The 19,208-nt window shown below is 55.2% G+C and carries 16 protein-coding genes and 3 tRNA genes; 3 read left to right on the top strand and 16 right to left on the bottom strand.

What is annotated here, in order from left to right; genetic code table 11:
* Window positions 1–24 precede the first annotated feature (24 nt).
* From rnr to NB069_RS01905, 3 genes are all read right to left on the bottom strand, one after another.
* Window positions 25–2,466, bottom strand: a complete 2,442-nt coding sequence (gene rnr, locus NB069_RS01915) for a ribonuclease R (RefSeq protein ID WP_250587290.1) — start codon at window positions 2,464–2,466, stop codon at window positions 25–27.
* Window positions 2,467–2,504: 38 nt separating this feature from the next.
* A complete protein-coding gene (nsrR, locus tag NB069_RS01910) occupies window positions 2,505–2,930 on the bottom strand; it encodes a nitric oxide-sensing transcriptional repressor NsrR (RefSeq protein WP_010427492.1) in 426 nt (141 codons plus the stop codon).
* A gap of 198 nt (window positions 2,931–3,128) precedes the next feature.
* Window positions 3,129–4,427 (bottom strand): adenylosuccinate synthase, encoded by a 1,299-nt coding sequence (locus NB069_RS01905; RefSeq protein WP_039028486.1) that lies wholly within the window; start codon window positions 4,425–4,427, stop codon window positions 3,129–3,131.
* Between the two features lie 370 nt (window positions 4,428–4,797).
* On the opposite strand from NB069_RS01905, the gene NB069_RS01900 reads away from it, so the two are divergent.
* The gene (locus tag NB069_RS01900; RefSeq protein WP_250587288.1) at window positions 4,798–5,091 is read left to right on the top strand and encodes a hypothetical protein; all 294 of its coding nucleotides are present in this window, start codon (window positions 4,798–4,800) and stop codon (window positions 5,089–5,091) included.
* Window positions 5,092–5,159: 68 nt separating this feature from the next.
* On the opposite strand, the gene hflC is transcribed toward NB069_RS01900, so the two are convergent.
* The 9 genes from hflC to nnr all read right to left on the bottom strand — a co-directional run bounded on the left by hflC (window position 5,160) and on the right by nnr (window position 15,409).
* Window positions 5,160–6,161: a protease modulator HflC gene (gene hflC / locus NB069_RS01895; RefSeq protein WP_250587286.1), complete on the bottom strand. Its 1,002-nt coding sequence runs from the start codon at window positions 6,159–6,161 to the stop codon at window positions 5,160–5,162.
* 2 nt (window positions 6,162–6,163) lie between these two features.
* Window positions 6,164–7,417, bottom strand: a complete 1,254-nt coding sequence (gene hflK / locus NB069_RS01890; protein WP_250587284.1) for an FtsH protease activity modulator HflK — start codon at window positions 7,415–7,417, stop codon at window positions 6,164–6,166.
* Window positions 7,418–7,533: 116 nt separating this feature from the next.
* Window positions 7,534–8,814: a ribosome rescue GTPase HflX gene (hflX, locus tag NB069_RS01885; RefSeq protein ID WP_250587283.1), complete on the bottom strand. Its 1,281-nt coding sequence runs from the start codon at window positions 8,812–8,814 to the stop codon at window positions 7,534–7,536.
* A 76-nt stretch (window positions 8,815–8,890) separates the two neighbouring features.
* Entirely contained in the window at window positions 8,891–9,199 is a 309-nt protein-coding gene (gene hfq / locus NB069_RS01880; protein WP_032616179.1) for an RNA chaperone Hfq, read from the bottom strand.
* A gap of 85 nt (window positions 9,200–9,284) precedes the next feature.
* Entirely contained in the window at window positions 9,285–10,235 is a 951-nt protein-coding gene (miaA, locus tag NB069_RS01875; protein ID WP_250587281.1) for a tRNA (adenosine(37)-N6)-dimethylallyltransferase MiaA, read from the bottom strand.
* Window positions 10,228–12,075, bottom strand: a complete 1,848-nt coding sequence (gene mutL / locus NB069_RS01870; protein WP_250587280.1) for a DNA mismatch repair endonuclease MutL — start codon at window positions 12,073–12,075, stop codon at window positions 10,228–10,230. Before mutL ends, miaA begins: the two co-directional genes overlap by 8 nt.
* 9 nt (window positions 12,076–12,084) lie before the next feature.
* Window positions 12,085–13,413 (bottom strand): N-acetylmuramoyl-L-alanine amidase AmiB, encoded by a 1,329-nt coding sequence (amiB, locus tag NB069_RS01865; protein ID WP_250587278.1) that lies wholly within the window; start codon window positions 13,411–13,413, stop codon window positions 12,085–12,087.
* 16 nt (window positions 13,414–13,429) lie between these two features.
* Window positions 13,430–13,891: a tRNA (adenosine(37)-N6)-threonylcarbamoyltransferase complex ATPase subunit type 1 TsaE gene (gene tsaE / locus NB069_RS01860; protein WP_250587276.1), complete on the bottom strand. Its 462-nt coding sequence runs from the start codon at window positions 13,889–13,891 to the stop codon at window positions 13,430–13,432.
* Between the two features lie 12 nt (window positions 13,892–13,903).
* Window positions 13,904–15,409: a bifunctional ADP-dependent NAD(P)H-hydrate dehydratase/NAD(P)H-hydrate epimerase gene (nnr, locus tag NB069_RS01855; RefSeq protein ID WP_250587274.1), complete on the bottom strand. Its 1,506-nt coding sequence runs from the start codon at window positions 15,407–15,409 to the stop codon at window positions 13,904–13,906.
* Between nnr and queG the strand changes: the two genes are divergently transcribed.
* Window positions 15,408–16,547, top strand: coding sequence for a tRNA epoxyqueuosine(34) reductase QueG (gene queG / locus NB069_RS01850; protein ID WP_250587272.1), 1,140 nt, complete (start codon window positions 15,408–15,410; stop codon window positions 16,545–16,547). The two genes, nnr and queG, sit on opposite strands and share 2 nt — an antisense overlap.
* 270 nt (window positions 16,548–16,817) lie before the next feature.
* Here the strand turns inward: queG and NB069_RS01845 are convergent.
* The 4 genes from NB069_RS01845 to orn form a co-directional block, all read right to left on the bottom strand.
* A tRNA-Gly gene (locus tag NB069_RS01845) sits at window positions 16,818–16,893 on the bottom strand.
* Between the two features lie 32 nt (window positions 16,894–16,925).
* Window positions 16,926–17,001, bottom strand: a tRNA-Gly gene (locus NB069_RS01840).
* A 150-nt stretch (window positions 17,002–17,151) separates the two neighbouring features.
* Window positions 17,152–17,227 (bottom strand) — tRNA-Gly (locus NB069_RS01835).
* 189 nt (window positions 17,228–17,416) lie between these two features.
* Complete coding sequence (gene orn / locus NB069_RS01830; RefSeq protein WP_250587270.1) at window positions 17,417–17,962, bottom strand: oligoribonuclease; 546 nt, start codon at window positions 17,960–17,962, stop codon at window positions 17,417–17,419.
* A 107-nt stretch (window positions 17,963–18,069) separates the two neighbouring features.
* On the opposite strand from orn, the gene rsgA reads away from it, so the two are divergent.
* Window positions 18,070–19,122: a small ribosomal subunit biogenesis GTPase RsgA gene (gene rsgA, locus NB069_RS01825; RefSeq protein WP_250587268.1), complete on the top strand. Its 1,053-nt coding sequence runs from the start codon at window positions 18,070–18,072 to the stop codon at window positions 19,120–19,122.
* Window positions 19,123–19,208 lie beyond the last annotated feature (86 nt).

Below are 19,208 nucleotides of genomic sequence, written 5' to 3'. Positions count from 1 at the left end.
GAGAGGCTCAGGGTCAGGGGAGAATTACTCCGCCACTTTTTTCTTCGCTGCGCGCTTCGCTTTGGTGGCAGCAGCGATTTTCTGGGTTTTAGCCGACGGTTTTTTCGCCGCTCTGGCCTCTTTCTTCGCGGCCTTCGGCTTCTGTTTTTTCTCGCCGCGGAACGCGCTATCCGGCTCGAAGTTTACTCTCTTGCCGGCCTGACGACGTTTACCGCTGGTTTTGCCGGCAGCGCCTTTCTTCGCTTTCTCGCGCTCGGTTTTACCCACGTTGCGCGGCGCACGTTCGCTGGAGATGAGGCTGAAGTCGATCTTACGCTCGTCCATGTTGACGGCTTCAACCTTCACTTCCACGCGATCGCCCAGGCGATACGTCTGACCGCCAGATTCGCCAATCAGGCGTTGTCCGACCTGGTCAAACCGGTAGTAGTCGTTGTCCAGGGATGAAACATGAACCAGGCCATCAATAAACAGTTCATCAAGGCGAACAAAGAAACCAAAGCCGGTGACGCTGGCGATGACGCCTTTAAATACGTTTCCGACCTGATCCAGCATGAAGTCACACTTCAGCCAGTCAGCGACGTCGCGCGTTGCTTCATCAGCACGGCGTTCGGTCATTGAACAGTGCTGGCCCAGCTGCAACATCTCTTCCATGGAGTAGTGATACCCACCGGTCTCCGTGGTATTGCCCTTATGTCCCTGTTCATGCGCCAGCAGATACTTAATGGCACGGTGCAGGGAGAGGTCCGGATAACGGCGAATCGGCGAAGTGAAGTGGGCATACGACTGCAGTGCCAGACCAAAGTGACCGCGGTTTTCAGGATCGTAAATCGCCTGCTTCATAGAGCGCAGCAGCATGGTTTGCAGCATTTCTGCATCCGGGCGATCGGCGATAGATTCCAGCAGCTCAGCGTAATCGCGCGGCTCCGGCTTGTTGCCACCCGGCAGCTCAAGACCCAGTTCCGCCAGCACGGTGCGGAAAGAGGTGATGGCTTCAGTGGTTGGTTTATCGTGAATACGGAACAGCGCAGGCTCTTTGGCTTTCTCAACAAAGCGTGCCGCAGAGATGTTCGCCAGGATCATGCACTCTTCAATGAGCTTGTGAGCATCGTTACGCTGAGTCTGCTCGATACGCTCAATACGACGCTCGGCGTTAAAGATGAACTTCGCCTCTTCACTCTCAAATGAGATCCCGCCGCGCTCTTCACGTGCCTGATCCAGCACTTTATAGAGGTTATGCAGCTCTTCGATGTGCTTCACCAGCGGAGCGTACTGCTCGCGCAGATCCTGGTCACCCTGCAGCATATGCCACACTTTGGTGTAGGTCAGGCGCGCATGTGAACTCATCACCGCTTCATAGAATTTGTAGCCGGTTAAACGCCCTTTGCTGGAGATGGTCATTTCACACACCATGCACAGACGGTCAACCTGCGGGTTGAGCGAGCAGAGACCGTTGGAGAGCACTTCCGGCAGCATCGGTACCACCTGTGACGGGAAGTAGACCGAGGTGCCGCGGTTGCGCGCTTCACCATCCAGCGGCGTACCGGTACGGACGTAATAGCTCACATCGGCAATCGCCACCCACAGACGCCAGCCGCCGCCGCGCTTTTTCTCACAGTACACGGCGTCATCGAAGTCACGGGCGTCTTCGCCATCAATGGTAACCAGCGGCAGGCTGCGCAGATTCACGCGGCCCGCTTTTGCCGACTCCGGCACCTGCTCTTTCAGGCCTTCAACCTGCTCTTCAACCGCTTTTGGCCAGACGTGTGGGATTTCATGGGTGCGCAGCGCCATATCTACGGCCATGCCGGTGCCCATGTTATCGCCCAGCACCTCGACAATCTTACCGATCGCTTTGGTGCGGCGGGTTGGACGCTGGGTCAGCTCAACGACAACCACAAAGCCCATCCGCGCGCCCATCACCTCTTCAGGCGGAATGAGGATGTCAAAGCTCAGGCGGCTGTCGTCCGGGACAACAAAACCCACACCCGCGTCGGTGAAGTAGCGGCCCACAATCTGGCTGGTTTTTGGTACCAGTACGCGCACCACGCGCGCTTCACGACGGCCTTTACGGTCTGCGCCCAGCGGCTGGGCCAGGATCTGGTCGCCGTGGATACACATCTTCATCTGCTCAGAAGAGAGGTAGAGGTCGTCCTTGCGGCCTTCAACGCGCAGGAAGCCGTAACCATCACGGTGGCCAATCACTATGCCTTTCAGCAGATCGAGACGTTCTGGCAGGGCATAGCATTGACGGCGGGTAAAGACGAGTTGTCCATCGCGCTCCATCGCGCGCAGACGACGGCGAAGGGCTTCGATTTGCTCTTCACCTTCAATATTTAATTCAACGGCAAGTTCTTCACGGTTGGCAGGTTTTTCACGTTTTGTGAGGTGTTCAATGATGAACTCGCGGCTGGGGATAGGGTTCGCGTATTTTTCAGCTTCGCGTTCCTGGAAAGGATCTTGTGACATATCGGTTCCTCCGTTGTCATCTCCGGTGGACGTTTTCTTCATTCCACCAGCAATAATTTATACAGCGGTTGATTCTCTTCAACCAAATCGGCCAGCGTGTAGTTATCCAGTTCCATGAGAAAACTTTGCACGGCCTTCGAAAGCGCCTGTTTCAGTCGACAGGCGGGGGTAATGTGGCAGAACTCGCTGCTGCAGTTCACCAGAGACAAGGGCTCCAGTTCGCGCACCACATCACCAACACGAATACTCTGTGCCGGTTTACCCAGGCGGATGCCGCCATTTTTCCCGCGGACGGCAGCAACGTATCCGGCACGGCTAAGTTGATTGATTATTTTGACCATATGATTACGGGACACACCGTACACCTCTGTCACCTCAGAGATACTGGTCATTTTCCCATCGGGTAACGACGCCATGTAGATCAGCGCGCGTAATCCGTAATCGGTGAAACTCGTTAACTGCACATCAACCTCAGGAAAAGGGTAAAACGCGGTATATCCGCAGAGATATTCATTAATGATGATAAACCAGCCAGATAGTCCGCGGCGAATTTATTTGAACTGAAAGGGAGAAGGAGGGCTAAAAAGCCGGATACGCATGGCTTATCCGGCGGATGGGTTTTGCAGGCCCGGCAAGCACAGCGCCGCCGGGCGAAACCATTATTATGCGTCGAACGGGTCGCGCAGGATCATGGTTTCAGAACGATCCGGACCGGTAGAGATAATATCAATCGGCACGCCGGTCAGTTCTTCAATACGCTGGATGTAATCCAGTGCCGCCTGCGGCAGGCCGCTACGCTCTTTCACGCCAAAGGTGGTTTCAGACCAGCCAGGCATGGTTTCGTAGATCGGCTCGATGCCCTGCCAGTCATCAGCAGCCAGCGGAGTGGTCGTCACTTCGCGGCCATCCGGCATACGGTAGGCAACGCAGATTTTCACTTCTTTCAGACCGTCCAGCACGTCCAGCTTGGTCAGGCAGAAGCCAGACAGGGAGTTGATCTGCACCGCACGGCGCACTGCAACCGCATCCAGCCAGCCGGTACGACGACGACGACCGGTGGTTGCGCCAAACTCGTTACCTTGCTTGCACAGGAACTCGCCGGTTTCATCAAACAGCTCGGTCGGGAACGGACCTGCACCCACGCGAGTGGAGTAAGCTTTGATGATACCCAGAACGTAATCCACATAACGCGGACCCAGGCCAGAGCCTGTTGCCACACCACCCGCGGTGGTGTTAGAGGAGGTAACGTACGGATAGGTACCGTGGTCGATATCCAGCAGCGTACCCTGCGCACCTTCGAACATGACGAAATCGCCACGCTTGCGCGCCTGGTCCAGCAGATCGGACACATCAACAACCATACCGGTCAGGATGTCAGCGATCGCCATGACATCATCCAGCACTTTCTGGTAGTCGACAGCGTCAACTTTGTAGAAATTCACCAGCTGGAAGTTGTGATATTCCATCACTTCTTTCAGTTTTTCAGCAAATGTGGCTTTGTCGAACAGATCGCCAACGCGCAGACCGCGACGGGCTACTTTATCTTCGTAAGCCGGGCCGATACCACGACCGGTGGTGCCGATCGCTTTCGCGCCGCGCGCTTTTTCACGCGCCAGATCCAGTGCAACGTGGTAGTCGAGGATCAGCGGACAGGCTTCGGAGAGCAGCAGACGCTCGCGAACCGGGATGCCACGGTCTTCCAGGCCTTTCATCTCTTTCATCAGCGCAGCAGGAGACAGCACAACACCGTTACCGATGATGCTGGTCACATTATCACGAAGAATGCCTGATGGAATAAGATGGAGGACGGTTTTTTCACCGTTGATTACGAGAGTATGGCCCGCGTTGTGACCACCCTGATAACGTACAACAAATTTAGCACGCTCAGTCAGAAGATCGACGATCTTCCCTTTACCTTCGTCACCCCATTGGGTGCCCAGTACGACGACGTTGTTACCCATTTTTCAAAATCACCGATTGCTTAAAAATGGATTCTACCATCGGTTTTGATGATGTTCAGCTTTTTTTGTATACAAATTTCGGCGAAATAGACCGGTTTGCGATGAGTTAAACGATTACCTCAATATATTGTGTAGCGCGGTCAGTTTCATCACAAGCGATGCGTTGTATATCAGATACAGCCCTGTTGCGATCGTAACAATTGCTATTTCGCAGCCTGAAACTATCTCTTCTTGTAACGAAGTAATGTGATTCTCAGTGATGAATTAAAATTCATCATCCCAGAGCATTGCTCAATATTTCAAAGGTTGTCAGGATATTTATGCCCTCATGTAAGAGCGGCGATATAACCAAATAATTAGGATGATTATTATGAAAGAATTGAACGCATTTGAACTTGAAGCCGTAAGCGGCGCAGGCTGGCTGCAAGACAGCCTGGCTTCTCTGGGCAGCAACATTGGTACGTCTGTATGGTCAATGGGCAGCGATATTATCAGCAAAATTGAATTACCAATCGTTGGTAACGTCAATCTGGTATCACTTGCTCCAGATCTGGGCACCCAACTGGGCAAAATGGTTGGCCTGACGGTTGGTTTTACCATTGAAACCGCGCTGGCAGGTGTACCGCTGGTTGGTGGACTGCTAAACAGAATGCTGGGCAACTAATCAGCCAGTTTTGCAATAAAAAAAGCCAGCCAGGTAAAATGCCTGACTGGCTTTTTTACAGCCCGCAATTATCGGGTTGTCGTAGGCGACTTCATGTAGCGGAAGAAATCGCTATCCGGGCTCAGAACCATCACGTCCTGATTGCTCTGGAAGCTACTCTCGTAGGCGCGGAGGCTACGGATAAAGGCATAGAAGTCGGGATCCTGGCTGAATGCATCGGCAAACAGCTTCGCGGCTTCGGCATCACCTTCACCGCGCAGAATACGACCCTGACGCTCCGCTTCTGCCAGAGTTTTAGTCACTTCATAGTCTGCGGTTGCACGCAGCTTTTCAGCTTCTTCCTGACCCTGTGAACGATGGCGACGCGCTACCGCTTCACGTTCGGCACGCATACGGTTGTAGATAGCCTCAGACACTTCCGTCGGCAGGTTGATCTGCTTGATACGCACGTCAACCACTTCGATACCCAACGCCGCCATACTGTTCGGGTTGATAACCGCTACTTTGCCGTTGGTTTCAGCCTGAACGCGTTCAGCTGCTTTGGCGATGGCATCGTCGGCCGCTGGGGTGGTCACTTCATCTTCCGTGCCCGCGGAGCCGGAGTTCAGCGCATCGCGCACTTCAGAGGTCAGACGACCGCGAGAGTCGGTTACGATGTCGCGCACGTCCAGACGACCAATTTCAGAACGCAGACGGTCAGAGAACTTACGTTTCAGCAGCACTTCGGCCTGGGAGACGTCACCGCCACCGGTCGCCAGGAAGTAACGGCTGAAGTCGCTGATACGCCACTTGATGTAGGAGTCAACGATCAGGTCTTTTTTCTCTTTGGTCACGAAACGATCGGCCTGGTTATCCATGGTCTGAATACGCGCATCAAGCGTTTTCACTGACTGAATAAACGGCACTTTGAAATGCAGGCCTGGCTCATAAATTACCGGACGCTTGTCGCCATCACGCACGACGCTGCTGAACTGGAATTTAATCCCACGCTCACCCTCTTTAATCACAAAAATCGAGGTGTAAAGTACAACCAGCACGATAATAATGATCGCAATAACTGACTTACGCATCGTTATTCCCCCTGACGCTGGTAGTCGTTACGCTGCGCGTTGGCGCGGCGTTGGTCCATGATGTCACGCTCATTAGTTGAGGTGGTATTCGCGCTGGAGCTGTTGGTAGACGCAGGCGGCAGACGCAGCAGGTTATTGGCGCCGCTGTTGTCATTTTTTGCCGCCGGGGCGTTACCGCCTTTCAGCATCTGATCCAGCGGCAGAACCATCAGGTTGCCGTTCTTGCTGTCGTTAACCAGCACTTTACGGGTATGGCTCAGCACTTTCTCCATGGTCTCGATATAGAGACGCTCACGGGTAATTTCCGGCGCGGCTTTATATTCCGGCAGGATCTTGGCAAAGCGAGCCACTTCACCCTGAGCTTCCAGCACGGTCTGCGTCTTGTAGGCACGCGCTTCTTCAAGAATACGCTGGGCCTGACCGTTCGCACGCGGCTGAACTTCGTTGGTGTAGGCCTCAGCCTCACGGATGTACTGCTGTTCGTTTTCACGTGCAGCAATCGCATCATCAAAAGCGGCCTTCACCTCTTCCGGCGGACGAGCAGCCTGGAAGTTGACGTCCAGCAGGGTAATACCCATGTTGTACGGACGGATGGTCTCTTCCAGCTCGCGCTGGGTATCGCTACGAATAACGGTACGACCTTCAGTCAGAATGCGGTCCATGGTGTATTTACCGATGACGCCGCGCAGGGCGCTGTCGGTCGCCTGACGCAGGCTGTCATCGGCGCTGGTCACGCTGAACAGATAGTGCTGTGGATCGGTCACACGGTACTGCACGTTCATCTCGACGCGTACGACGTTCTCGTCGGACGTCAGCATCACGCCGGATGCCGCCAGTTCACGTACCGATTCAACGTTCACCGCCGTGACGTCATCGATAAAGGTTGGCTTCCAGTTCAGGCCTGGCTCAACCAGATGGCTGAATTTACCAAAACGGGTCACAACACCGCGTTCTGCTTCTTTGATCGTGTAGAACCCGCTGGCTGCCCAGATGATCACCGCTGCTGCTGCAACAATGCCCACCACGCGACCGCCCATATGAGGACGCGGCCCCTGGCCAGTACCACCGCCAGTGCCTTTACCACCGCCAAGTCCGCCCAGCTTTTTACTCAGCTTGCGGAAGATATCATCCAGATCGGGTGGCCCCTGCTCGCGACCACCTTTGTTGCCATTTCCCCCGGAGTTGCCGCCTTGATTATTGCTGCTCCCCCACGGGTCGCGGTCTTGTCCGTTATTACCGGGCTGATTCCACGCCATGTATGTGCTCCATATTTGTTATGCGGTGATATACCCTCAAACGCCTGTCATGCCGGAGCATTCGCAGCGGTGTGGGTATCCCAAAGGGCAAAATCCTTCAGGCATCTCCTTTCTGGTCAGACGACGTAGTCGACCAGCGCAGGTTCTTGTTTACAGAGGCGACGCCAGTCAACGATTGGCATACGCACCTGCAACCCCACGCTGCCGTCATCCTCCATCCACTCTTTTTCTATCGCCTGAAGCTGATAAAAACGGCTGCGCAGTCGGCCTTCCTCGGGTGGTAAACGCAGCGTGTGCTGAGCCACTTCACCAGAAAGACGTTCTGTTAAGGCCTGGAAAAGCAGTGGTACACCAATACCGGTCTGGGCAGATAGCCAGACCCGAATCGGTATGTTCTCTTCATCCCTGTCGATACGCGGCTCAAAACCGTCCAGCATATCGATCTTATTCATCACCAGCAGCGTCGGGATCTCGTGTGCATCAATCTCTTCCAGCACGATATTCACTGCATCAATATTTTCCTGCAGGCGGACATCCGCAGCGTCAATGACGTGCAGCAGCAACGTCGCCTGACGCGTCTCCTGCAGAGTGGCTTTAAACGCGGCCACCAGATCGTGCGGCAAATGACGGATAAACCCAACGGTATCCGCCAGCACGGTTTCACCGACATCCGTTACGTCAATACGGCGCAGCGTCGGATCCAGGGTCGCAAACAACTGGTCTGCGGCATACACCTGGGCCTCGGTTATCTGGTTAAACAGGGTGGATTTACCGGCGTTGGTATAACCGACCAGCGACACCGTCGGGATGTCAGCCTTCTGTCGGGAGCGGCGCCCCTGCTCGCGTTGCTTCTCAACTTTTTCCAGTCGTGAGAGGATCTGGGTAATACGGCCACGCAGCAAGCGACGGTCGGTTTCGAGCTGGGTTTCACCCGGGCCGCGCAAACCAATCCCGCCCTTTTGTCGTTCAAGGTGTGTCCAGCCACGCACCAGGCGCGTCGCCAGATGGCGCAGCTGCGCCAGCTCAACCTGCAATTTCCCTTCATGGGTACGTGCACGTTGGGCAAAAATGTCTAAAATCAAACCCGTCCGATCGATAACCCGGCATTCGCACAGACGTTCCAGGTTGCGTTCCTGGGCCGGTGTCAGGGCGTGATCAAATAGCACGACTGATGCGCCAGTCGCTTTAACGGCATCCGCAATCTCTACTGCTTTACCTTCACCAACAAAATACTTTGGGTGCGGCGCTTTACGGCTACCGGTAATCACCTGCATTGCTTCGACACCGGCGGAAGAGACCAGAGATTCAAACTCCTGGAGATCTTCCATATCTTTGTCTTGCGAAAAATAGATGTGTACCAGCACCGCCTGCTCACCGGCATCGTAACGGTCAAACAAGCGTAAACCCCTCAAAAAAGATCAGCGGGGAACGCAGAAACCTGGCTCCCCGATATGGAAATAACAGCCAGTAACCTTATTCGGTTTCTTCGCTGTCCTGCGCAGGCGCAGAAGAGCCCTGTGCGTTGCTGCCGTGATGGTAGTTACTGGAACCGCCGCCAGCGTTATTGCTGTGATGAGATACCGGGCGAGACGGAACAACAGTAGAAATCGCGTGCTTGTAGACCATCTGGCTGACCGTGTTTTTCAACAGGATCACGAACTGATCGAAAGATTCAATCTGACCTTGCAGCTTAATACCATTCACCAAATAAATAGAAACTGGAACACGTTCCCGACGCAGTGCGTTCAAGAACGGATCTTGTAAAGATTGCCCCTTAGCCATTCTATCTTTTCCTTATATGCTTGTTTTGTACTTAGAACCTTGCGATTCTGAAAAATTGCGCACGATACGGCTTAATTGTACACATTCAGTCTGCGATATCACCAACAACCTGTAATACATCATGTAACGCCTGTTGTGGCTTTTCACTGTCTAACCAGTGAACCTCGTCCCAACCGCGTAACCAGGTTATCTGGCGCTTCGCCAACTGTCTCGTGGCGCAAACACCTCGATAAACCATTTCATCATGTGAAATTTCACCTTCAATGTAGGACCACATCTGGCGATAACCCACGCAACGAATGGAAGGCATATCCGTATGCAAATCTCCACGGGCAAATAGCGCCCGCACTTCTGCTTCAAAATCTGAAGCCAACATCTGATGAAAACGCTGCTCAATTCGCTGATGGAGCAGTTCACGGCTCGCCGGGGCGATGGCGAACTGATGCACCTGATACGGCAGAGCCTCTCCTGACGTTTGCGTCAGTTCCGTTAAAGTTTTACCCGAAATGAAAAAAACTTCCAGTGCCCGGGAAAGCCTTTGCGGATCATTTGGATGAATACGTGCTGCAGCAACCGGATCAATCTCTTTCAGTTGCTCATGCAGCGCACCCCATCCCTGCTCTGCTGCCTGATGCTCAATCTTTGCTCTTACTGCGGGGTCTGCCGACGGTAACGGCGACAATCCTTCCAGTAAGGCTTTGAAATACAGCATTGTTCCGCCCACCAGCAGCGGGATACGCCCTGCTGCTGTGATCTCCGCCATGTGCGCCAGCGCATCGCGACGAAAATCAGCCGCCGAATAAGCCTGCGCCGGGTCGAGAATGTCCAGCAATCGGTGCGGTGCCGCGCGTAACTCATCTGCGTTAGGCTTTGCCGTACCGATATCCATCCCCTGATAAATAAGGGCGGAATCAACGCTAATCAACTCTACTGGCAAAACTTTACGTAACTCAATGGCTAACGCAGTTTTGCCCGAGGCCGTTGGCCCCATCAAAAATATCGCCTTTGGCAGGCTGGTATTACTCAAGTCACTCATTTTTCAGGGCGGTCTTAGCCGTTTGTAGATCGATAAGTTGCAACAAACCACCCGGTGGCGCTTTTACCAGATGTGGGCAGAGACGTTCAACCTCCGCCAGCACGGTAATCGCCTGTGCCATGCTCCACGTCGGATGGTCGCTTGCCAGCTGGCGGGCGATCCACTGCGCGGTGTTGGCGGCATCAAACGTTGTCTGCTGCGCCAGGTAGCCTATCAGTTCAGGAATCAAGTTTTGTAAATTTTGTTGGCGTAAGGGTAAAGGCACGGCACGAAGCGTGACATGATGCGACTCCTGCACCATTTCGATACCCATTTCAGCAAGGGCAGCCTGATGTCGCTGCACAACCTGCGTCTCCTGCGGTGAGATTTTTATCCGCACCGGGATCAGTAAAGGCTGTGCGCAGGCCTGATGCGGGCCCGGTGCCAGCTGCGCCTGTTTCAGCCAGCGCTCGGCGACCGGCAGGGATAACAGCGCCAGCTGGCCGTCACGCTCCAGTAGCGCCGCATCGGGCGCGATGATGGTCAGCACCCGGCCAAAACTCTGGCTATGGCCCGTTAGCGCAGGCGTAGCAGGAATGACCTCATCCGCTTTTTGCACCGGAGCCGGCGTGTCGAGCAATGTGCGATACACCGCGCCCGCCTGCTTCTGGTAGCCCGGCTGGGCATGAGGATAATTAGCGCCAGACGGCCTGAGGGCTGAGCCGCCAGACGAAAAACGCGGGGCGGCAGGTTCCCGCGCCACAGCGGGTTCAGCAAACTGGTTTCTGCCCGCCGCAACGCGGTTCTCCGGGATCTGACGCGGAGCAGGCACCTCTTCGCTCAACGGCAAGCCCGGCTCGGCCTGCTGCTGCAACACGCTCAGCACGCCCTGGTAGATGAAGTCATGAACCAGCCGCGACTGATGAAAACGCACTTCATGTTTCGCCGGGTGGACGTTGACGTCCACCTGATGCGGGTCGATCTCCAGATACAACACAAAAGCGGGCTGCTCACCCGCACCCAGTTTATCTTCGCACGCCTGGCGGATCGCATGGTTGATGAGACGGTCACGCATCATGCGTCCGTTTACATAGCAATACTGGATCTCGGCAAACGCGGTACTGGTCGCTTTGGGATCAGCTACCCAGCCGCGGAGGGTCAGATCGCCATGCTGCCACTCGATGGCCAGCGCCTGTTCAAGAAACGGGGTTCCGCAGATGGCGCCCAGCCGACGCTCTTTCTGGCCGCCCGGCGCCACGGCGCGATACTGACGCATCATCTTGCCGTTGTGGCTCAAATTGATGGTGACATCGAAGCGTGCCAGGGCAATTCGGCGAATGATCTCGTCTATATGTCCGAATTCGGTTTTTTCGGTGCGCATAAATTTGCGCCGTGCGGGGGTGTTATAGAAGAGATCCAGCACTTCCAGCGTCGTACCCACCGGATGCGCGGCAGGTTTAACCGTCACGTCCATATCCCGGCCTTCGGCATAAGCCTGCCAGGCTTCCTGCTGTTCAGCGGTGCGGGAGGTGAGCGTTAAGCGGGAAACAGAGCTGATACTGGCCAGCGCTTCACCGCGAAAACCGAGGCTTATGATGGCTTCAAGATCGTCGAGTGAGGCAATTTTACTGGTGGCGTGACGAGCCAGCGCCAGCGCCAGCTCCTCTTTTTTGATGCCGCAGCCGTTATCGCGAATTCGAATGAGTTTCGCACCGCCGCGTTCAATATCAATGTCGATGCGGGTTGCCCCTGCATCGAGGCTGTTTTCCACCAGCTCTTTCACTACCGACGCAGGACGTTCCACCACCTCACCGGCGGCGATTTGGTTCGCAAGCTGCGGCGGCAGAACCTGAATCGGCATGAAATCTCCTTAATGGGTCGAGGACGACTCGCCCGGTAACATGGCGGTCTGCCCCGCGCCACCCTGTGGTGCAGACTGGAGCGGATGCGCATCAAAGTACTTACGCAGGCCTTTATAAATCGCTTCGGCAATCTGCTGCTGATAGCTGTCGCTGGCCAGCAGGCGCTCTTCACCGTTATTACTGATGAAGCCCGTTTCCACAAGGATGGACGGAATATCCGGCGAGCGCAGCACACCCAGGCTGGCATGCTCCGGACGGCGCTTATGCAGGGAACCCACGCTTTGCAGCTGGCTCAGGACGTTAGTCGCCACATCATACCCGACGCGCTGGGAATGGCCGAACTGTAAATCCAGCACCGCCTGGCTCAGGTAAGGATCCGCCTGGCTGTTTGCCAGCACATCACCCGCCCCACCCAGCAGCTCTGACTGCTTCTCGTGCTGTTCCAGCCAGCCCGCCATTTCGCTGTTGGCGCGACGGTTGGAAAGCACCCAGACAGAAGCGCCGGTGGCGTCGCGATTCGGTGCTGCATCTGCGTGAACAGAGACCAGGAAATTGGCGTTCTGCTGGCGCGCCACGTCTGAGCGGCCCATGACGGAAATGAAATAGTCGCCGTCGCGGGTCAGGACGCCTTTAAACATCGGGTCATCATTGAGCAGCGTCCGGAGCTTACGGGCAATGGCGATGGTCACGTTCTTCTCACGTGTGCCGCCAGGCCCGATTGCGCCGGGATCCTGCCCGCCATGCCCGGCATCGATAGCGATAATCACCTTCTCACCATTTGAGGGGCGCGCCTGTGCCGCCGGGCGAGTCACCGTGTTGCTGCTGGTGACGCTGGTCATGCGATCGCTGCCGGATTTAAACGGGTTTCTTGCTGGCTCTGAAGGACGTGGCGCAACGACAGGCTGCTCCACCCGCTTCGCCACCACCGGAGGAGGTGGCGGCGGTGGCGGCGCATCGGCGTTGATGGTAAAGACCACCATATAGCTCGCACCGTTCTGTTGCTTCACCGCCCGGGTATTGCCGTTCTGTGTTAAATCGACCACCAGACGCAGGGACTGCGCGTCCTTCGGCGTGCCGGACCGAATGCTGTGCACCAGATTGTTGCCGCTGAACTGAAGCGGCAAACCCTTGATGACGCCGGTCTGTTTAATATCCAGTGCAACGCTGCGCTTATCGATCTGCGAAAATGCATACTCAGGATCGCCCATAAAACTAAAAGTAATTCGGGCCTGATTATCTCCGTTGGAAACCTGAATATCGGACAACGTTGCTGCACCGGCCTGCGCACAAAACAGTACCGCTGCTGCTATCAACCAACCTTTAACGCGATTAATCATCCCGTTATCTCTTAACTTAACCGGCTAAACGCGCCAGTATCGAATTTCCTGATGTGGAGACAGCAGTAACGCGGGCCTCACGCCCTTGTGCCTGATACTCCAGGTGAATTTCAACATCGGGTTCAGGCAAGACGCCAGTCCCCTGCTGCGGCCACTCGACGAGGCAAATGGCATCGTTAGCGAAGTAGTCACGGATCCCCATAAATTCCAGCTCTTCAGGATCTGCGAGGCGATAGAGATCGAAGTGGTACACCATCAGGTTTTCCAGAGTGTAAGGCTCAACCAGGGTGTAGGTTGGGCTTTTCACATTGCCCTGATGCCCCAGCGCCTGCAAGAAGCCCCGGCTAAAGGTGGTCTTACCCGCACCAAGATCGCCATACAGATAGATGACGGTTGCCCCCTCGCAGGCCTGCGCCACGCGCTGGCCGAGATCTAAAGTTGCTTGTTCGTCGGGTAAAGGGATCACTCGATTAATCATGTTCTACGTCAATTATTTTGGGTTAACGACACGCCGCAGCGTGTCAAAAAGATCGGTTGCCAGCATGCCACGCGTGCCGTACTGATCGGCCAGCATATCGGCGGCCAGACCATGCGCGACGCAGCCTGCGCAGGCGGCATCATAAAGCGCCAGTTTTTGTCCGAGCAACGCGCCGATGATACCCGAAAGCACGTCGCCCATTCCGCCGCTCGCCATTCCGGCATTGCCGACATCCACGATGCCAGCCACGCCGCTCTCGCTGGCGACGACAGTACCGGCGCCTTTCAGAACGACAACACCACCGTAACGTTTTACCAGACGTCGGGCAGAATGTAAGCGATCGCTTTCAATTTCTGCAACGCTGCAGTTAAGCAGCCGCGCGGCCTCGCCGGGGTGCGGCGTCAGGATGCGATTGTGACGTTTATCCGGGTTGATTGCCAGAAGGTTGAGCGCGTCAGCGTCCCACAGCATCGCATGCCGGAAGTTTTCGACCTTGCGTAGCGCCTCCTTCCCCCACGACTCCTGGCCCAGACCAGGGCCAATCACCACCACATCCGCCCACTGCAGGCTGTCGTCCAGCGACTTCGGCGTCAGTTCATGCACCATAAGTTCAGGCCGGGCGGTGACGATCGGCGTAATATTTTCGCTGCGCGTCAGCACGCGCACCAGCCCCGCCCCGGTACGCAGCGCCGCTTCGCCGGTCATGCGGATAGCCCCCGCCGTACCACGATCGCCACCGATAATCACCAGCCTGCCGTGATCGCCCTTATGGGATGTGGGGCGGCGCGGAGGAAGCCATTGCGCCAGATGCGCCGCATCAAAGCGCGTGATAGCGGTCTCCTGCCCGGCGAGCCACCCCTCCAGCCCAAGGGCATTATGATGTAACGCGCCGACCACATCGCGCGCTTTACCGGTCAGCAGGCCGGGTTTGAGGGCGATAAACGTCACCGTATGGGCGGCATGAATGACCTCACCTGGCGTGGTGCCCGTCTGGGCTACCAGCCCGGAGGGAATATCCAGCGCCACGACGGGAGCCCTGTGTTGGTTAGCATGGGCGATCAGGACAGCAACCTCATCGCGAGGTGCGCTGCGTAAACCGGTACCCAGCAGGCCGTCGACGATCAGGTCGATGCCTTCTGGCCAGGGCGTATCTGCGGCGTGTATCACCCCCGCCGCATCCAGCCAGGCTTGCCGGGCGTTTGTTGCTTCTTCAGGAAGCGGTTTGTCACTCTCCAGCGCCAGCAGCGTAACGGTAATGCCTGCGGCAAGCGCCAGTCGGGCAACCACATAGCCATCGCCGCCGTTATTGCCATGACCGCACAGGATCAGCCAGTGGCGGGACTGCGGGTATGCGGTGCGGGCAACGGTGAAAGCCGCCTCGCCCGCGCGCTGCATCAGTTCATAAAGGGTTATGCCGAGACTGTCTGCCGCCTCTTTTTCGGCGTGCCGCAGGTCATCTGCGGGCCAGACAGAGTGTGGTATACTTGCGGGGTTTTTCTTCACAGTATGGTCCGTCATGTCACAGCCCCTCGATCTCAATCAGTTAGCGCAAAACATTAAACAGTGGGGCGCTGAGCTTGGTTTTCAACACGTGGGTATCACCGATACCGATCTCTCTGCCAGCGAGCCAAAACTGCAGGCATGGCTGGATAATCAATACCACGGCGAGATGGAGTGGATGGCGCGCCACGGTATGATGCGCGCCCGCCCGCATGAACTGTTGCCAGGAACCCTGCGCGTGATCAGCGTGCGTATGAACTACCTTCCCACCGGAGCCGCTTTTGCCAGTACGCTGAAAAACCCATCGCTGGGCTATGTCAGCCGTTATGCCCTGGGGCGTGATTATCATAAACTGTTGCGTAACCGACTCAAAAAGCTTGGGGAAATGATTCAGGAGCAGTGCGCCACGCTGAATTTTAGACCCTTTGTCGATTCTGCGCCTGTTCTTGAGCGTCCGCTGGCTGAAAAAGCCGGGCTCGGCTGGACAGGTAAGCACTCACTTATCCTGAGCCGCGACGCTGGCTCTTTCTTTTTCCTTGGCGAGTTACTGATTGATATCCCTTTACCGGTGGATAAACCGGTCGAAGAAGGCTGTGGCCGCTGCGTGGCCTGTATGACTATCTGCCCCACCGGGGCCATTGTCGAGCCTTATACCGTCGATGCCCGCCGCTGCATCTCGTACCTGACCATTGAACTTGAAGGGGCGATCCCGGAAGAGTTTCGTCCGTTGATCGGCAATCGCATCTACGGTTGCGATGACTGTCAGCTGATTTGCCCGTGGAACCGTTATTCGCAGTTAACGGAAGAGGACGACTTCAGCCCCCGCAAGGCATTGCACGCGCCGCCGCTTATCGAACTGTTCGCCTGGAGCGAGGCCTGGTTCCTGAAAGTGACAGAAGGATCGGCGATTCGCCGTATCGGCCACCTGCGCTGGCTGCGTAATATCGCCGTCGCGCTGGGCAATGCCCCCTGGGATGAGGCTAACCTTAAGGCGCTGGAAAGTCGCCGGGGTGAGCACCCACTTCTTGATGAGCACATAGAGTGGGCGATTGCGCAGCAAATAGACAAGCGAAACGCCTGTGTGGTGGAGGTACAATTACCGCAGAAAATCAGGCTGGTACGCGTGATCGAAAAAGGGCTTCCACGCGATGCATGATGTTTCCACAGCCTGTGAATAAAAATCAAAAGCCAGAAGTACTCTGGGTGCGGCCACAGGTCAAGTGATCGGCTTAACAATTTGAAATGATATTTTCTTTATAATTTTCAGGCTATTAAGAAGTTACTATTCATCAGGCGAAGTATTCTGATAGTAGTCAGAAAAAGATAAAGCTGTGGATAAGTCTGTTAAGAAGAGTTTGTCAGAAATGAAACAAATCATCCCCGGCGGGGCTTTCCGCTGTGGATATCTGGAGGAGGAGATAAAATTTGGAGCGGGAAACGAGACTCGAACTCGCGACCCCGACCTTGGCAAGGTCGTGCTCTACCAACTGAGCTATTCCCGCTTGGGTGGTGTTACTGCTTTGCAAACAAATTTTGGAGCGGGAAACGAGACTCGAACTCGCGACCCCGACCTTGGCAAGGTCGTGCTCTACCAACTGAGCTATTCCCGCTTAATCTTCGTCTTTCAAGCCGCCACTGCGTGGCTGCCCTCACTCACCTTAGTCACTTACTTGAGTAAGCTCCTAAGAATTCGTTCAGTTGCGCCTTGTTGCAACTTGAAATCCTGCGATTGGTGGTCTTACTTCTTTGCGAATAAATTTTGGAGCGGGAAACGAGACTCGAACTCGCGACCCCGACCTTGGCAAGGTCGTGCTCTACCAACTGAGCTATTCCCGCAAATTTATTGCTGTCGTAACGATGAATTCTCTGTCGTTACGGGAGGCGCATTATACGAGAAATCTTTTCTCCTGCAACCCCCTCAAAAGCGTTTTTTTATAAATTTAGTTCAAGTGCTGCAATATCCATCACATTGCGCAAATTTAGAGCGTCATTGCCCGGCAAGCGCGGTGCTGCCGGGAATACCGCTTATAAATTAATAAAATGTTCGCGGTAGTAAGCCAGCTCGGCTACCGACTCCCGGATGTCGTCCATGGCCTGATGAGTGCCCTGCTTCTTAAAGCCGTCGAGGATTTCGGGTTTCCAGCGACGCGCCAGCTCTTTCAGGGTGCTGACATCCAGATAACGGTAGTGGAAATAAGCTTCCAGCTCCGGCATATACTTAAACAGGAAGCGGCGATCCTGGCCGATGCTGTTGCCACAAATCGGCGACTTGCCCTGCGGCACCCACTGTTTCAGAAATTCGATTGTCGCCAGCTCAGCATCGCGGTCGCCCTGAGTGCTGGCTTTCACGCGATCCACCAGCCCGCTGCCGGTGTGAGTGCGCACGTTCCAGTCATCCATCAGCGCCAGCTGTTCGTCAGACTGGTGTACGGCAATGGTAGGCCCTTCCGCCAGGATATTCAGGTTTGCGTCGGTCACCAGCGTGGCGATCTCAATAATGCGATCGCGCTCGGGATCCAGTCCGGTCATCTCCAGATCGATCCAAATCAGATTGTTTTCATCTGCACTCATGTTATTTTCCACCCTTCTCGCATAACCGGCCGTGGCAGGTTAACTAGTATTAATTAGTGTGTATCATAGAGGTTTTGCCCAATATGGGCGACCAGGAGCCAGCACGATTGAGTAAAAATAAACTCTCCAAAGGGCAGCAGCGCCGCGTAAAAGCCAATCACCAGCGCCGCCTTAAAACCACTTCGGAGAAGGTCGACTACGACGACAACCTGTTTGGCGAGCCCGCGGAAGGCATCGTGATTAGCCGCTTCGGTATGCATGCCGACGTGGAGTCTGCCGATGGCGACGTTCACCGCTGTAATATTCGCCGCACCATCCGCTCGCTGGTCACCGGTGATCGCGTGGTATGGCGCCCGGGTAAAACTGCCGCAGAAGGCGTAGCGGTGAAAGGCATCGTCGAAGCCGTACATGAACGTACGTCGGTATTAACGCGTCCTGACTTTTACGATGGCGTAAAACCGATTGCTGCCAATATCGATCAGATCGTGATTGTCTCTGCCATTCTGCCGGAACTGTCGCTGAACATTATCGACCGCTATCTCGTCGCGTGTGAAACCCTGCAGGTTGAACCGCTGATCGTGCTGAACAAGATTGATTTGCTCGACGACGAAGGCATGAAATTTGTGAACGAGCAGATGGATATCTATCGCGAGATTGGCTATCGCGTGCTGATGGTTTCAAGCCGTACGCAGGATGGCCTGAAGCCGCTCGAAGAGGCGTTGACCGATCGCATCAGCATTTTCGCCGGCCAGTCCGGGGTGGGCAAATCCAGCCTGCTGAATAATTTGCTCGGCTTGCAACAAGAGATCCTGACCAACGATGTCTCTGATAATTCGGGGCTGGGTCAGCACACCACCACCGCCTCACGTCTGTATCACTTCCCGCATGGCGGCGATGTCATCGACTCCCCGGGAGTACGTGAATTTGGTCTGTGGCATCTCGAACCCGATCAAATATTTAACGGCTTTGTCGAATTTCTCGACTATTTAGGCGCGTGTAAATACCGCGACTGTAAGCACGATAACGACCCTGGTTGCGCCATTCGTGCCGCGGTTGAAAAGGGTGACATTGCGGAAACCCGTTTTGCAAACTATCACCATATTCTTGAAAGCATGGCGCAGGTAAAAACGCGTAAAAGCTTTTCTGAATCTGATGACTGACAACTAAGCTAAGCGTCGCTAAAATCGTCCCCTTTTTTCAGGTTCCGGCTGTCTGACGGCCGGATCAGGAACGACAAAACAATGGC

The organism is Leclercia adecarboxylata, from assembly GCF_023639785.1.
GTDB lineage: Bacteria > Pseudomonadota > Gammaproteobacteria > Enterobacterales > Enterobacteriaceae > Enterobacter > Enterobacter adecarboxylatus_D.
Note: the sequence above shows the minus strand (reverse complement) of the source record. Positions and strands in the feature narration are given on the sequence as shown.